14 protein-coding genes are annotated in these 16,350 nt (G+C 52.2%); 4 read left to right on the top strand and 10 right to left on the bottom strand.

Annotated elements, in window-relative coordinates; all coding sequences use genetic code 11:
- Positions 1-45: 45 nt before the first annotated feature.
- Both ribD and nrdR read right to left on the bottom strand, forming a co-directional pair.
- Positions 46-1,194 (bottom strand): bifunctional diaminohydroxyphosphoribosylaminopyrimidine deaminase/5-amino-6-(5-phosphoribosylamino)uracil reductase RibD, encoded by a 1,149-nt coding sequence (gene ribD / locus ACOZIO_RS11355; protein ID WP_129992094.1) that lies wholly within the window; start codon positions 1,192-1,194, stop codon positions 46-48.
- Between the two features lie 9 nt (positions 1,195-1,203).
- A complete protein-coding gene (gene nrdR, locus ACOZIO_RS11350; protein ID WP_015698341.1) occupies positions 1,204-1,653 on the bottom strand; it encodes a transcriptional regulator NrdR in 450 nt (149 codons plus the stop codon).
- 160 nt (positions 1,654-1,813) lie between these two features.
- On the opposite strand from nrdR, the gene ACOZIO_RS11345 reads away from it, so the two are divergent.
- Complete coding sequence (locus ACOZIO_RS11345) at positions 1,814-2,377, top strand: DUF3251 domain-containing protein (RefSeq protein WP_129952855.1); 564 nt, start codon at positions 1,814-1,816, stop codon at positions 2,375-2,377.
- A 79-nt stretch (positions 2,378-2,456) separates the two neighbouring features.
- Here ACOZIO_RS11345 and secF read toward each other — a convergent pair whose 3' ends face one another.
- From secF to queA, 5 genes are all read right to left on the bottom strand, one after another.
- Complete coding sequence (gene secF, locus ACOZIO_RS11340) at positions 2,457-3,368, bottom strand: protein translocase subunit SecF (RefSeq protein ID WP_217139566.1); 912 nt, start codon at positions 3,366-3,368, stop codon at positions 2,457-2,459.
- Positions 3,369-3,441: 73 nt separating this feature from the next.
- The gene (secD, locus tag ACOZIO_RS11335; RefSeq protein WP_129952857.1) at positions 3,442-5,289 is read right to left on the bottom strand and encodes a protein translocase subunit SecD; all 1,848 of its coding nucleotides are present in this window, start codon (positions 5,287-5,289) and stop codon (positions 3,442-3,444) included.
- A gap of 27 nt (positions 5,290-5,316) precedes the next feature.
- Positions 5,317-5,649, bottom strand: a complete 333-nt coding sequence (gene yajC / locus ACOZIO_RS11330; RefSeq protein WP_013576670.1) for a preprotein translocase subunit YajC — start codon at positions 5,647-5,649, stop codon at positions 5,317-5,319.
- A 162-nt stretch (positions 5,650-5,811) separates the two neighbouring features.
- On the bottom strand, positions 5,812-6,936 hold the full coding sequence (tgt, locus tag ACOZIO_RS11325; RefSeq protein WP_129952858.1) for a tRNA guanosine(34) transglycosylase Tgt: 1,125 nt from the start codon (positions 6,934-6,936) through the stop codon (positions 5,812-5,814).
- Positions 6,937-7,034: 98 nt separating this feature from the next.
- Positions 7,035-8,108: a tRNA preQ1(34) S-adenosylmethionine ribosyltransferase-isomerase QueA gene (gene queA, locus ACOZIO_RS11320; RefSeq protein WP_421595281.1), complete on the bottom strand. Its 1,074-nt coding sequence runs from the start codon at positions 8,106-8,108 to the stop codon at positions 7,035-7,037.
- Positions 8,109-8,241: 133 nt separating this feature from the next.
- Here queA and ACOZIO_RS11315 point away from each other — a divergent pair, with 133 nt between their 5' ends.
- From ACOZIO_RS11315 to ggt, 3 genes are all read left to right on the top strand, one after another.
- Positions 8,242-8,823, top strand: a complete 582-nt coding sequence (locus tag ACOZIO_RS11315) for an ACP phosphodiesterase (RefSeq protein ID WP_129952860.1) — start codon at positions 8,242-8,244, stop codon at positions 8,821-8,823.
- Between the two features lie 224 nt (positions 8,824-9,047).
- Complete coding sequence (locus tag ACOZIO_RS11310; RefSeq protein ID WP_013576674.1) at positions 9,048-9,650, top strand: peroxiredoxin C; 603 nt, start codon at positions 9,048-9,050, stop codon at positions 9,648-9,650.
- A gap of 255 nt (positions 9,651-9,905) precedes the next feature.
- Positions 9,906-11,657 (top strand): gamma-glutamyltransferase, encoded by a 1,752-nt coding sequence (gene ggt / locus ACOZIO_RS11305; protein WP_129952861.1) that lies wholly within the window; start codon positions 9,906-9,908, stop codon positions 11,655-11,657.
- 143 nt (positions 11,658-11,800) lie between these two features.
- Here the strand turns inward: ggt and proY are convergent, their stop codons facing one another.
- The 3 genes from proY to ACOZIO_RS11290 form a co-directional block, all read right to left on the bottom strand.
- Complete coding sequence (gene proY / locus ACOZIO_RS11300; RefSeq protein ID WP_129992096.1) at positions 11,801-13,225, bottom strand: proline-specific permease ProY; 1,425 nt, start codon at positions 13,223-13,225, stop codon at positions 11,801-11,803.
- Between the two features lie 163 nt (positions 13,226-13,388).
- Complete coding sequence (gene brnQ / locus ACOZIO_RS11295) at positions 13,389-14,708, bottom strand: branched-chain amino acid transport system II carrier protein (protein ID WP_129992097.1); 1,320 nt, start codon at positions 14,706-14,708, stop codon at positions 13,389-13,391.
- Between the two features lie 442 nt (positions 14,709-15,150).
- Positions 15,151-16,254 (bottom strand): cobalamin-independent methionine synthase II family protein, encoded by a 1,104-nt coding sequence (locus ACOZIO_RS11290; RefSeq protein WP_129952864.1) that lies wholly within the window; start codon positions 16,252-16,254, stop codon positions 15,151-15,153.
- Positions 16,255-16,350: the final 96 nt, after the last annotated feature.

The raw sequence follows: 16,350 nt of genomic DNA, 5'->3' as shown, positions 1-16,350 counted from the left end.
TGGACATGCGCTTTTAAAGCCATTCCGCAGGGAGGAGTAAAATTCTCAATACACCGGTTTCAGACGCAAACGTAAGTCAGGGCCGACCTGGCGGATATCGCTGAAAATAAATTCCGGCGCATCCGCCAGATGCTGCAATCCTGGCAGTTCACACAGTGCCCGACCATTATTGCCCAATAACTTAGGCGCCATATAAACGATTAATTCATCAACCAGACCGGCTTGTAATAAGGCACCGGCCAGTTGTGCGCCGGCTTCCACCCAGATGGAATTAACCTGACGTTTCGCCAGTTGCATCATCAGCAGAACCAGATCAATACGATTGTCGCGTCCGGCCACGCGCCATTGTTCAACAGACTCCGGCCAGGCTTGCGAGTCAGTTTCCAGCCGTGCGAGTAATACTTCCCCCGGTAAATTCATCAGCTGATGCTGTGGTGTCACGCGGTTTTGACTGTCGAGAATAATCCGTAATGGCTGACGCAGATTTTCCTCGGGATAAATTGCCTGCACTTCATTGCCCAGTTCGCTCCAGCGTACATTAAGCGAAGGATTGTCAGCCAGAACCGTGGCACTGGTGCTCAGGATCGCCGAGCTTTCTGCGCGAAAACGCTGAACATCAGCACGGGCCGCCGCCGAGGTGATCCACTGACTTTCGCCAGAAGCCATCGCCGTTCGGCCATCTAAAGAGGCACCCATTTTAAGCTGAACATAGGGAAAACCGGTGCGCATCCGTTTGAGGAAACCCAGATTCACCGCTTCAGCCTGCGGGTGCATCAGCCCATGGCTAACATCCACGCCGTTTTGTTTGAGCCGGTACAAACCCCGCCCTGCCACTTCCGGATTAGGATCCTGCATCGCCGCTACCACGCGGGCGACGCCTGCCGCCAGCAATGCATCGGCACACGGTGGTGTACGCCCATGATGACTGCACGGTTCGAGGGTCACATAAGCGGTCGCCCCTCTGGCTTTCTCACCGGCCATGCGTAATGCGTAAACTTCTGCATGGGGTTCACCGGCACGCAGATGATAGCCTTCACCCACAATTTCGCCATTCAATACAATGACACAACCGACATTAGGGTTAGGTGTGGTGGTAAAACGCCCGCGGCGCGCCAGCTCGAAAGCCCGCGCCATATAGCGTTCATCGGTATGGTTTTCGGCGGAGAGTGGCTTTGCAGATTGTTCAGACGACATCAGCTTTCCTTAGTCCTGAAGGCGGGCAATTTCTTCACCAAATTCACGGATATCTTCGAAGCTGCGATACACCGACGCAAAGCGGATATAGGCGACTTTATCCAGCCCTTTCAGGGCGTCCATCACCAAATTACCGATCATTTTAGCCGGGATTTCACGTTCGCCGGTCGCACGCAGCTGCGACTTAATGTGGCTGATGGCAGTTTCGACGTCATCGGAACTTACCGGGCGTTTTTCCAGCGCTTTCAGAAAGCCACCGCGAAGTTTGTCTTCATTGAACGGTTCACGAACTTCATTGCTTTTAATGACGCGCGGCATCACCAGTTCCGCCACTTCAAACGTGGTGAAACGTTCATGGCACACCAGGCACTGACGGCGACGGCGAACCTGCGATCCATCGCCTACCAGACGGGAATCGATGACTTTAGTATCAACAGCGGCACAAAATGGGCAATGCATAGCACTTCCTGATCGCGAACTCAATTGAACAGTAGTTTAACCCGAAGTGTGCCGACAACAAAGGCTGTCGCTACTTTCATCGACATCGGGTTAAACTTAGCTATCGATATGGGTGCCCGGATGGAATGTTTCAACGGGCAGATGAAAGGAAGTCTCTGATATGACAAAACATCCACACCTTTTGTTGGTCTGCGCCGCATTGTTCAGCCTGACGGGCTGCGCGACGCAAAATTCACAAATACCGGCCCTGAAAACGGAAGTCGGGCAGCTTAATCAAAAGCTGCAACACCTGACCGATCTGGCCCTCGCACTGGAACAGCAAACCACCCTCAACCGCCAGTCGGATAATGGTGTCTATTTATTACCGGCAGCCAAAAGTGCCGCATTGCTCAAAAGTAACATTGGTGAATTAAGTCTTCAGCTAACCCGTATCGCTCCGGACGCCAGCGGCGTACAGGCCGTACTGGAAATCAAAAATAATGCCGGTCAGCCATTGCCAGCGTTTACGGCATCTCTGAGCTGGGGACAGCTCGATCCGGTTACAGGCAAGCCGCTGACTGTCGATATGCAGACCCAGACCATTACCGTCGAGCCAGACCTTCTGCCGGGTCCGGTGAAAACAGTCGATGTGAAGTTTGACCAGGTGACTGTCGAAACGCTGGGATTTGTACATCTGCATAATATTGTGGCAACGCCACAGTCCCTGCCTGTCGTAACCCGATAAAAACCGCAAACAGCAGATAAAAAAAACCCCGCGTCGCGGGGTTTTGGTTTTCTATTCCGATAACGGAACCATCAGCAACTTACGGCAGAATCGAAGGTTGATCTGCGCCTTCTTTTTCCACTTTCTGCTGCAACATGTGCTCACGCTTCATACCCAGTTTCAGGGCCAGCGCGGACGCCACGTAGATTGACGAAACCGTACCGATCGACACGCCAATCAACATGGTCAGTGAGAAGCCTTCCAGCAACGCACCCCCAAAGATATAGAGCATCAGAACCACCATCAGCGTGGTCGCTGAGGTCATAATGGTACGACTTAACGTCTGGGTCAGGGACACGTTCATGATTTCGTAAGAATTACCGCGACGAATTTTGCGGAAGTTTTCACGAATACGGTCCGATACCACGATGGAGTCATTCAGCGAGTAGCCGATAACGGACATCAGGGACGCGACGATGGTCAGGTCAATTTCGATCCTGAACAGTGACAATACGCCCATGGTGATGATCACGTCATGCGCCAGTGCGATTACCGCCCCCAGCGCCAGTCGCCATTCAAAACGGAAACCGACATAGATCAGGATGCAAATCAGCGCCATCAGCAGCGCCATGCCGCCAGCCTGCGCCAGATCACTCCCCACGCTCGGGCCGACAAACTCAACACGTTTCACGGTCGCGTCTTTGTCGATATCCGCATTCACCAGACTCAGGACTTTATTCCCCAGTTCCTGACCGGCATTACCCGATACAGGTGGAAGGCGAACCATCACATCACGACTGCTACCGAAGTTCTGAACAACAGGATCCTTGAATCCTGCTTTTTCCAGATCGGCACGCATTACGTCCAGGTTAGCGGGCTGGCTAAGGCTGATTTCAATGACGGTACCGCCAGTGAAATCCAGACCCCAGTTGAACCCGCGAACGCCCATAATCGCAACGGATGCGATAAACAACAGGCCTGAAATACAGAAGGCCACGTTGTCCCAGCGCATAAAGTCGATAACTTTACGGCCGTAGTTCAGTTGTTCAACAGTATATGGTTGTTGCTGTGCCACAACGCACTCCTCAGATAGACAGCTTTTTAATGCGTTTGCCGCCGTAAACCAGGTTCACGATGGCACGGGTTCCCACGATCGACGTAAACATCGAGGTTGCCACACCGATAGCGGTGGTGATAGCAAAGCCTTTAATCGAACCGGTACCCACTGCATAAAGAATAATTGCCGTGATCAGGGTCGTAATGTTGGCATCAACGATACTGGAGAACGCGCCTTTATAGCCTTCATGAATCGCCTGCTGAACGGAACGCCCGTTCTTCAACTCTTCTTTGATACGTTCGTTTATCAGTACGTTGGCGTCGACGGCCACCGCCAGCGTCAGTACGATACCGGCAATACCCGGCATGGTCAGCGTCGCACCAGGCAGCAGAGACATGATCCCGACAATCAGGACCAGGTTCGCAATCAGCGCGGTCGTCGCGATCACACCAAATTTACGGTAGAAGACCACCATAAACAGAATGGATGCCACCAGGCCCCACAAGCACGCTTCCAGACCCTGAGTGATGTTTTGCATCCCTAAGGTCGGGCCAATGGTCCGTTCTTCAACAATCTGAATTGGCGCGATTAACGCACCGGCACGCAGCAGAAGGGACAACTGACGGGCTTCATTCGGATCGTTGACGCCAGTGATACGGAAGCTGTTGCCCAGACGTGACTGAATAGTCGCCACGTTGATAACTTCTTCCTGTTTCGCCAGAATCGCACGGCCGTTGGCATCTTTCTTACCGCTGTCTTTGTACTCCACGAACAAGGTTGCCATCGGTTTGCCGATATTATCCTTGGTGAAGTTAGACATGGCGTTACCGCCAGCGCTGTCGAGTGAGATGTTGACCTGTGGCTGATTGTATTCATCCATGCTGGATGTGGAATCAGTGATATGGTCACCGGTCAGAATCACCCGCTTGTATAATACAACCGGGCGACCATCACGCATGTCTTTCACTTCGCTGTCGCCCGGTACACGACCGGTTGAAGCAGCAGAAGCATCCACGTTGGTGTTAACCAGACGGAATTCCAGGGTCGCGGTCGCGCCTAAGATTTCTTTGGCACGTGCAGTATCCTGAATCCCCGGCAGTTCAACCACAATACGGTCGGAACCCTGACGCTGTACCAGTGGCTCAGCAACACCCAGTTGGTTTACGCGGTTACGCAGGATATTGATGTTTTGCTGAACGGCGTACTCACGGGCTTCACTCAGGCGGGCATCAGTCATCACCACACTCAAAGCATTGTCACCGCTGTTAGTGATCACTAAATCGCGATGACGTGGGCTCAGATAGCTGGCTGCAGAATCACGGGTCGCAGCATCGCGGAAACGCACTTCAACGCCATAGTTGTCGAGCTTACGCACCGTGGCATAAGGAATATTCTTGTCGCGCAGGTCACTGCGCATGCTGTCCATGGTCTGCTCTTGCAGCTTACTCAACGCGGTATCCATATCCACTTCCATCAGGAAGTGCACACCACCACGTAAGTCGAGGCCCAGCTTCATCGGCTCAGCGCCCAGCATACTCAACCAGCGCGGCGTTGCCGGCGCGAGGTTCAGTGCAATAACAAACTTGTCGCCCAACGCTTCAGTCAGCGCTTCACGTGCACGAAGCTGTACGTCTGTGTCTTTAAAACGGGCAAGAATAGCGCCATTTTCCAGGGCAATCGATTTGCTCTGGATTTTGTTTTGGTCTAATACATTACGGACTTGATCCAGTGTTGCTGCACTGGCGTCGGAACCCCGAACACCAGTGATTTGAACAGCCGGATCCTCACCATAAAGGTTGGGAAGTGCATAAAGCAGCCCGACGATGACCACAACGATCAGCATCAGATACTTCCACGCAGGATAACGGTTTAACACGGCAGTTCCCTTCGGGAAAATCGAAAATTAGATAGACTTCATCGTGCCTTTTGGCAGAACTGCTGCCACGAAGTCACGTTTGATCATCACTTCGTTGGTGTCGTTCAGTGCGATAACCACATAACCGGTTTCGGCTACTTTGGTTACGCGACCGATCAGGCCACCTGTGGTCATGACTTCGTCACCTTTACCGATAGAATCCATCAGTTTTTTGTGTTCTTTAGAACGTTTCTGCTGCGGGCGCAGGATCATGAAATAGAAAATCAGACCAAAAACCACCAGCATAATAACCAGAGAGTAAGGACTTCCCTGTGACGGTGCGCCGGTCGCTGCGACTGCATCAGAAATGAAAAGGCTCATTTAAATTCCCTCATTGTTGTTGTGAAGCAAATTGATGTAAAACAAACCGAGAATCCGACCCGGAGACTGGCGATAAAACGTCTCGCACAATACCCCATAATGCCGGTCCAAGAAATTATAAAATCGGCACCTCCTTTCGAAGATGCCGACGCGAGAAAGAAATCAGAAGTTTAAAGGCGGAACCGGTTTGCCTTTACGCTCGTAGAAGTCTGTCACAAACGCTTCCAATTTACCCTCTTCAATAGCCTGGCGTAAACCGGCCATCAGACGCTGGTAATAGCGCAGGTTATGGATCGTATTCAGGCGCGCACCCAGAATTTCGTTGCAACGGTCGAGATGATGCAAGTAAGCGCGGCTATAATTGCGACATGTGTAGCAATCACAGTGTTCGTCAAGCGTTGACGTGTCATCTTTATGCTTCGCATTACGGATTTTAACGATACCGTCGGTCACAAAAAGATGGCCGTTTCGTGCATTACGCGTTGGCATCACGCAGTCAAACATATCGATACCACGACGCACGCCTTCAACCAGATCTTCCGGTTTACCGACACCCATAAGATAGCGAGGTTTGTCTGCCGGAATTTGCGGACAAACGTGCTCCAGAATACGGTGCATGTCTTCCTTCGGCTCGCCGACTGCCAGTCCGCCCACAGCGTAACCATCAAAGCCGATATCTACCAGCCCTTTTAATGATACATCTCGTAAATCTTCGTAAACGCTCCCCTGAATAATCCCAAACAAAGCATTCTTATTATTCAACTCGTTGAAGCGATCGCGGCTGCGTTTTGCCCAGCGTAAAGACATTTCCATCGAGCGTTTTGCATAATCCCAGTCGGCAGGATATGGCGTACATTCGTCGAAGATCATGACGATGTCGGAGCCCAGATCGTTTTGGATCTCCATGGATTTTTCCGGACTCAGGAACACCGGATCCCCGTTGATCGGGTTGCGGAAATGCACGCCCTCTTCTTTGATTTTGCGCATCGCACCCAGGCTAAATACCTGGAAGCCGCCGGAATCGGTGAGGATCGGGCCATGCCAGTTCATGAAATCATGTAAGTCGCCGTGCAGCTTCATGATTTCCTGCCCCGGACGCAGCCACAGGTGGAAAGTGTTACCCAACAGAATTTGTGCGCCGGTTTCTTTCACTTCTTCCGGGGTCATACCTTTTACTGTGCCGTAAGTGCCCACAGGCATAAATGCCGGGGTTTCGACTACGCCACGTTCAAAGACCAGACGTCCGCGGCGTGCGCGGCCATCGGTAGTGCTTAATTCGTACTTCACATTGCCTCCAGCATCAGAGAAACAGTCTGATGAGGTTAAGTCCGTGGCATCACGCCCGGAAAAGAAAGCCCGGATGCACCGAGTGCGTCCGGCGCGGTTTACTGCTGCCCCACCACTTCCTGTGGCGCCAGCGGGTTACGGTTGATAAACATCGCATCACCATAACTGAAGAAACGGTATTGCTCTGCGACGGCCTGATGATAGGCATTCAGGGTATTTTTATAGCCGGCAAACGCCGACACCAGCATGATCAGTGTCGATTCAGGCAGGTGGAAATTGGTGATCAGGGAGTCAATAACCTGATAGTGATAACCCGGGTAGATGAAAATCTTGGTATCACCGAAGAAGGGCGCAATCAGCGCATCTTCGCTGGCCTTCGCCGCGCTTTCCAGCGAACGTACCGAGGTTGTTCCCACCGCCACGACTTTATTACCCCGCGCTTTACAGGCCAGCACCGCATCCACAACTTCCTGAGGCACTTCGGCATACTCAGCATGCATGATGTGGTCTTCGATGGTGTTCACGCGAACCGGCTGGAAAGTTCCTGCGCCCACGTGCAGCGTCACAAAAGCAAATTCCACACCTTTTTCTTTCAGCGCATCCATCAGCGGCTGGTCGAAGTGTAAACCGGCGGTAGGGGCTGCCACTGCGCCGGGACGTTCGCTGTAGACTGTCTGATACAATTCCCGATCAGCATCTTCATCGGGGCGATCGATATATGGCGGCAGCGGCATATGGCCGATTTCGTTGAGCAGAGTAAAGACATCACGATCTTCATTAAATTCCAGCTCAAACAAGGTATCGTGGCGCGCCACCATAGTCGCTTTAATATCTTCGTTGTCGCCAAGCAGCAGTTCAGCGCCCGGCTTTGGCGATTTAGACGCACGTACGTGTGCCAGAACGCGGTGTGAATCGAGCACACGCTCAACCAGTACTTCAATTTTACCGCCGCTGACCTTACGGCCGAATACGCGGGCCGGGATCACGCGGGTATTGTTAAAAACCAGCAAATCACCGGGATGAATTTTATCCAGAATATCGGTGAACACGCCGTGCGTTAACTCACCGCTCGGCCCGTCCAGAGACAACAAACGACAGCCGCTGCGCTGGGTCTGCGGATAGCGGGCAATCAGGGATTCAGGGAGTTCAAAAGAAAAATCGGCAACACGCATGGCTTTTCACTTCACTTAACGACAAAAACAGGCGGCTTAGTCTAGAGGGACGGGGCATCCCCTGCAAGCTTCTGCGCTAATAAAGGCATCACAGCCCTGTCAGAGATCAACTTTCCTGCGTTATACTCGCCCGATGAATTTTTTAGCGCATCTCCACTTAGCCTCTCTGGCCGAAAGTTCCCTGACCGGCAACCTGCTGGCTGATTTCGTTCGCGGCAATCCTGACGGACAATTTTCTGACGAGATCGTCAGCGGGATCCGCATGCATCGCCGCGTAGATACCATGACCGATTCGCTGCCGGAAGTGAAAATTGCCCGCCGCTATTTTCGTGAAGATTTTCGCCGCGTCGCGCCCATCACGCTGGATGTCGTCTGGGATCACTTTCTCTCCCGCCACTGGGCGACACTTCATCCACAGCAATCGCTCGAAGATTTTCTCGACGCCTGTCAGCAGGAAATTGAACCGCTGCTGCCTGAAATGCCTGAACGTTTCCGGAATCTGAATGCGTATTTATGGCCTGAACGCTGGATGGAACGTTATGCCGCACTGCCTTTTATTGGGGACGTATTACGCGGTATGGCCAACCGGAGGCCGAAACTTAGTGCGCTGACCGGCTCTTTCCACGATATCGAATTGAATTACGATGCCCTTGAGCAGCTTTTTTGGCAGTTTTATCCGGTCATGATGCAACAGGCGAAAGACCGACAACTCTGATCAATCTCACCAGTTCTGTGAACCGTCCCGCAATTCCCTGCAACACAAGAGGTTGTTGTTAAAGAACTCTGGGACTTACGTCAAAGACTGATAGCCGGATACTATCTGATTGATTGGTGCGATGGGGTTTATTCACCCGCAGCTTGCCCCTATACTGGCAGTCGTTTTGTTCATCCTTTCCTTTCACCTACGACGCCCTCTTGGGTTTCATAAGGAGTAATATTATGGTTCTGGTAACTCGCCCAGCCCCTGACTTCACCGCAGCAGCCGTACTGGGCAGCGGCGAAGTAGTTGAAAACTTCAACTTCAAAAAACACACTGCAGGCAAACCAACTGTTATCTTCTTCTGGCCAATGGACTTCACTTTCGTCTGTCCTTCAGAACTGATCGCTTTCGATCACCGTTATGAAGAATTCCAGAATCGTGGCGTAGAAGTGGTAGGCGTGTCCTTCGACTCCGAGTTCGTTCACAACGCATGGCGTAACACCCCAGTTGAGAAAGGCGGCATCGGTCCTGTTAAGTACGCGATGGTTGCTGACATCAAACGCGAAATCCAGAAAGCCTACGGTATTGAACATCCGGACGCCGGCGTTGCACTGCGTGGCTCTTTCCTGATCGACAAAGAAGGTGTTGTCCGTCACCAGGTAGTGAATGATCTGCCACTGGGTCGTAACATCGACGAAATGCTGCGTATGGTTGACGCGCTGCAATTCCACGAAGAGCACGGCGAAGTGTGCCCGGCTCAGTGGGAAAAAGGCAAAAAAGGCATGGGCGCATCCCCGGATGGCGTGGCCAAATATTTGTCTGAAAACGCATCAAATCTGTAATTCCTTCACGGTTTTATGATGCATGACGGTCAGCCTCGCTGGCCGTTTTTTTTGCCTCTTATCCTGCACGATCACATTTTTCCCTCCCCGCTTCCTCACTCTCTGTTATTTAGGTCTACGCTGAAAACGGTCAGGCTGCGTCATCATGGCGCGACGTTTGCATAATAATGGTCGGACTAAAATAACAAAAAAGCGTTATCACACAATAACCTGAAGGTTATGACTCAAAAGACAGGGTAATAAACAGGAGCCTATATGTTACGGAAATCACTCATCGCGCTGGCCTTGCTGACCAGCTTCCCGCTCTGCGCCGCATCTAATCCTGCGGTGGAAGCCAAAAACGGGATGGTCGTCACTTCGCAATATCTGGCCTCTCAGGTCGGCGTCGATATTCTGAAAATGGGTGGCAACGCTATCGATGCTGCCGTGGCTGTCGGCTACGCGCAGGCTGTCGTTAACCCATGCTGTGGCAATATTGGCGGCGGAGGCTTCATGACGGTGCATCTTGCCAACGGTAAAGATACCTTTATCAACTTCCGTGAAACTGCGCCTGCTGCTGCCAGCGCCAATATGTATCTGGATGCTGACGGCAACGTGAAGAAAGGTGCCAGCCTGTACGGGTATCTCGCTGCAGGCGTACCCGGCACAGTATTGGGCATGGATACGGTGCAGAAAGAATATGGCAAACTGACGCGCCAGCAAGTTATGGCACCGGCAATTAAACTGGCCCGTCAGGGCTTTGTGCTGACCCGCGCCGATACCGATATTCTCGACACCACCGTGAAACGCTTCAAAGAAGATCCTGAAGCGGCTCGTATTTTCCTGCGCAAAGACGGCAGCCCGCTGCAACCCGGCGACAAACTGGTGCAAACCGATTTAGCCAACACGCTGGAGTCCATCTCCCGGCACGGTCCGGATGCATTCTATAAAGGCAAAATCCCGGCGGCGGTTGAGGCCGCTGCGAAAAAAGGTGGCGGCATCCTGACAGCGGCCGATTTCGCGAACTATAAGGTCACTGAAGACGCCCCTATCACCTGCAGTTACCGCGGATATAAATTCGTATCGGCTCCGCCGCCGAGTTCCGGCGGCGTCACGATGTGTGAAATCCTCAACATTGTTGAAGGTTATGATCTGAAAAGTATGGGTTTCAACTCTGCAGCCTCTATACACACCCTTACCGAGGCCATGCGCCATGCGTATATGGACAGAAATACCTATCTCGGCGATCCGGAGTTTGTGAAAAATCCCGTCGACCGTCTGGTCAGCAAAAGCTATGCCGAAGAAATCCGTAAGAAAATAGAAGCGGATAAAGCCACGCCTTCGACGGCGGTTCAGCCTGGCATGGAACCCCACGAGAAGCCGGAAACGACCCATTACTCTATTGTCGATAAAATGGGGAATGCCGTTTCAACCACCTATACGGTCAATGGCCGCTTTGGTTCAGTGGTGATTGCACCGGGTACGGGCTTTTTCCTGAATGATGAGATGGATGACTTCACGACCAAAGTCGGCGAGAAGAATTTGTACGGACTGGTACAGGGAACCAAAAATGCCATCGCCCCCGGTAAGCGCCCACTATCGTCTATGAGCCCGAGTCTGGTGACCAAAGACGGTAAAATCTTCATGGTTCTGGGGTCGCCGGGCGGATCACGTATTATCACCATTACTTTGCAGTCGGCGCTGAATGTTATCGACTACGGCATGGCACCACAGGAAGCGGTGGATGCCCCCCGTATTCATCATCAGTGGCTGCCGGATGAGGTCTATTATGAGCAGCGTGGCGTTTCTCAGGACAGCCTGAACATCCTGCAGAAGATGGGTTACAAGATGGTGGAGCAGACGCCATGGGGCGCGACAGAGCTGATTATGGTGGGGTTACCGGGGGCTGCTGGCGTGACATCGGCGAACTCAGGTAATGACTCGGCAGTGTCAGGCAAGGTTCGCGAAGGTTATCTCTACGGTGCAAATGATGTGCGGCGACCTGCAGGTGCCGCCATCGGCTATTAACCTTCATCCTTCGGGCTGTCTCTGCGTTGACTGCCTTGATACAGCCCGAATGATTTGGTTAATAACAATTTATAAACAGTAAAAATCCCTTAAAATCATCTGATATCAAGGGCTTTAAAATTTACCGGAAGGTAAGTGCTTGCTTACGCTTTGTTGCTCAGCGCCAGCGCTTCTTTCTTGCGATCGTTACGGCGTTTGAAGGCATAACCCACCAGTAATGCCACTACCCACACCATCCCGACATACAGCGAAATACGGGTATCCGGGAAGTAACCAATCAGGCCAATGATGAACACCAGGAAAATGATCCCGAACACGGAGGTGTAAACACCCCCTCGCAGCGGGAATTCAAGTTCTTTCACCTGTTGTTTGCTCAGTTTGCGACGAAAACCAATCTGGGAGAACAGGATCATAATCCACACCCAGACCGTCGCGAAAGTCGCCAGAGACGCAATCACCAGAAACACAGCCGACGGCATGACGTAGTTCAGATAAACCGCTACCAGCAGTGCCGCCATCATCACCAGCACGGTGACCCACGGCGTGCCCAGACGCGATACCTTGCTGAACATTTTCGGTGCCTGCCCCTGCTCTGCCATACCATGCAGCATACGGCCCACGCCGAATACATCACTGTTAATCGCCGACAGCGAGGCGGTGATCACCACGAAGTTCAGGATTGCCGCCGCCGCGGTAATACCCATGTGCTGGAAAGTCAGCACGAACGGGCTGCCCTGTGTCCCCACCTGATTCCATGGGAAAATAGACATGATCACAAACAGTGTACCCACGTAAAATACCAGAATACGCAGCGGCACGGAGTTGATGGCTTTAGGGATAGATTGTTTTGGATTTTCTGCTTCACCGGCCGTGATCCCGATGATTTCAATGCCGCCATAAGCAAACATTACCAGTTGCAATGATAAAATTGTCCCCATGATCCCCTGACTGAAGAAGCCGCCGTGACTCCACAGATTGTGGATACCGGTCGCCTGCCCGCCATTACCGATGCCCCAGAAGATAATGCCAAAGCCTGCCACGATCATGATAATGATGGTCAGAACCTTGAAGAACGAGAACCAGAACTCCAGCTCGCCAAACACTTTTACGCTGACCAGATTAATCGCGCCGATAATCAGCACCACGCTGAGAACCCAGGTCCATTGCGGCACATCCGGGAACCAGACGCCCATATAAATACCGAACGCCGTGACATCAGCGATAGCGACGATCAGGATTTCGAAACAGTATGTCCAGCCGGTGATGTAACCTGCCATCGGCCCGAGGTAATCCTGCGCATAACGCGAAAATGAACCACTCTGCGGGTTGTTAACCGACATTTCGCCGAGGGCACGCATGATGATAAACGCGATAATTCCGCCGACCAGATACGCCAGCAATACACTCGGCCCGGCCATTTTAATGGCGTCTGCCGAGCCATAAAACAAACCGGTTCCGATGGCTGAGCCCAGTGCCATAAAGCGGATATGGCGCGTTGTCAGGCCACGTTTTAACTTCGTGCCCGGCGCTTCTTGTTGCGCGATTGGTTGTTCAGCTTCTTGCTGCATGTGCGTTAACCCGTGTTGTTTTTTTTGATATCAAAAATCGTATTCTAAAAAAATGACTTTTAGCCCGCCAATGAAAAAGCCACGGAAGGGTTCTCCGTGGCCTGATTGGCGAAACATTCGTCAGACATTCATGCTTTCAGCTCTTCGAACATTCACCCGATGATCACTGATGCGCGGTTACGCTGCGCGGGCCGCTGATTTTGTCATATATTCCCACCAGCACCAGCATTAATAATGAAGGCGGTAACCAGGCAAGACCTTGCGCAGCCAGTGGCAGGTTAGCGGTCCAGGCGGGCATCAGGTCAGCAAAAGCAGAGGCTTTGATCCCATCAACAATGCCGAACACCAGACTTACCACCATGACCGGAGCCACGATACGCGTGGTGCTGTTCCACCAGCGCAGGGTGAAACTCAGCACAACCAGCGCGATACATGGCGGATAAATCGCCGTCAGTACCGGCACTGAAATCTGAATCAGATGGCTCAGCCCCAGGTTGGACACCAGCATGGAGAACAGACCCAGAATGAAGACCAGTGTCTTATAAGACAGCGGTAAATACTGGGCAAAGAACTCCGCACAGGCACACGTCAGGCCAACCGCCGTCACCATGCAGGCAATAAAAATCAGCGCACCGAGGAAGAAACTGCCAATGCCACCAAAGGTGTGCGCCACATACGCATGCAGAATAATCGCGCCGTTAGTCGCGTCAGGCACCAGTGAAGCACTGTTTTCGCCGAGTTTGAACAGGCTGAGATAAACCAGCATCAGACCCAGACCGGCAATCAGACCCGCCAGAACCGTATAACGGGTCAGCAGTTTGGCATCCGTAACACCACGGGAACGCGCGGCATTGACGATAACGATACCAAACACCAGCGCCCCCAGTGTATCCATGGTCAGATAACCGTTAACGAAACCGCTGGAGAACGGCACCGTCTGGTAAGCATCCACCGCTGGCATCGGAGAACCCGCTGGCCAAAGTACAGCAGCGATACCCAGTGCCGCCAGCGCGACCATTTTCAGTGGCGCGAGGAAATGTCCGACGGTATCGAGCAAACGGCCCGGATACAGAGAGATGCCAATGACCAGAGCGAAATAGATCACGCTGTAAATCAGTAAAGGCAGCGGGCCGTCACCGGTCATCGGTGCGATCCCCACTTCAAAAGATACGGTTGCCGTGCGTGGCGTAGCAAACAGCGGACCAACGGCCAGATAACACACGGTCGCCAGAAGAATACCGGCACCACGACCAATTGGCGTACTCAGGGCATCCACACCGCCACCAACGCGCGCAAGTGCAATGACCGTCATCACGGGTAGCCCGACGGCGGTAATCATAAACCCGGCAGCAGCCCACCAGACGTCATGGCCTGCCTGCAGGCCAACCATTGGCGGGAAAATGATATTTCCGGCCCCGACGAATAAGGCGAAGGTCATGAAACCCAGCGCCAGAATATCTTTATTTGTTAAACGAGTACTCATGATGGGTGTCGTGTTGCCTGTTCAAATGAATAAAGTGTCCGATGCTGCCGTCGCGCCACGTCGTCAAAAGGATGAATGTCCTGAAAAAGTCAGAGAGCATCAATATAAGGATCGAAGTGAGCAAAACGCCTGATGATATGCAGATGATTACGTTGTTATGCAGGGAGTATCGAGCGACAGCGAAGGCTAAGGTAAACTTTTATAGCGTATAAAGGCAAGACGTGATCGAAAAAGCAGAGTGTTTGACCAGATTAATATATCAAAGCAGGGATATTCACTAAATACCGTCAAAAACACACCATATGATATGTATGATTTTTAAACTAACGAAGCACAAGATACGCCCAGATAAGACAAAAAATGCGTGAAATCACCATCTGCAGGTTATTTCACGCACAATACTCAGCATATTCCTGAAGCTGAATTTCGACCGCGTCAGGGGTTACCAGACGCGGGCAGCGATATCGACCACCAGCTTCAGTTTTTCCCACTGCTGCGCTTCGGTCAGGCTGTTACCCTCTTCCGTAGACGCAAAACCACACTGCGGGCTGAGGCAAATCTGGTTAATATCCAGATATTCAGCGGCTTCTGCCAGTCGTGATTCTACTGTTTTTGCCAGTTCCAGTTCACCGGATTTGGTGGTAATCAGCCCCAGGACCGCCTGCTGATGGCCTTTTTTGATGAAACGCAGCGGCTCGAAACCACCGGAACGCTCGTTGTCATATTCCAGGAAGAAGGCATCGATGTTCACGCCACCAAACAGGATCTCCGCCACCGGCTCATAGCCACCTTCTGAAATCCAGGTGGAACGGAAGTTGCCGCGACAGACATGCAGACCAATCACCAGATCATCCGGTTTACCGGCAATCGCTTTATTCAGCACATCAGCGTAAGTACGCGCTAACGCTTCCGGAGAGTCGCCACGTTCGCGGATTTGCTTCTTTTGATCCTCAGAGCACAGGTACGCCCACACCGTGTCGTCAAGTTGCAGATAACGGCAACCGGCATCGTAAAACGCTTTAATCGCGTCACGATAAACCTGCGCAAGATCGTCAAAATACTCTTTCAGATCCGGATAAACTTCTTTGCTAATGGCGTTACGTCCGCCGCGGAAATGCATCACGCTCGGGCTTGGAATGGTCATTTTCGGCACCGCCGTTCCGCTGATGCTTTTCAGGAAACGGAAATCTTCCAGCATCGGATGCGAGCCGAAACCGAGTTTGCTGACCACTTTAATACTGCGTGCTTTGGTCTGGACGCCGTTGAACTGGATCCCCTGCACTGCGTCGTAACCTTCCACACCTTCAAGACCTTCGAAGAAATCAAAGTGCCACCACGCCCGGCGGAACTCACCGTCAGTGACCACTTGCAGACCGGCTTCGCGCTGTAAATCCACCACGCGGCGGATTTCAGCGTCTTCTACTGCCCGCAGTTGCGCGGCATCAATCTCCCCGGATTGAAATTGCTTACGGGCTTGTTTAATTGCCGCAGGGCGCAGGAAACTGCCGACGACATCAGCGCGGAACGGAGGGGTTGTACGTTGCATGCATGACTCCTTTTAGCCATCCCGCTTCTTGCGGCGGAATGCGAATGATTTACATAGTGAATAATTACGCGGCGTTATATTTAGACATCTGGATGT

The organism is Rahnella sp. PD4 (assembly GCF_049199325.1).
Taxonomy (GTDB): Bacteria; Pseudomonadota; Gammaproteobacteria; order Enterobacterales; family Enterobacteriaceae; genus Rahnella; species Rahnella perminowiae.
This window is presented reverse-complemented; position numbering and strand designations above follow the sequence as displayed.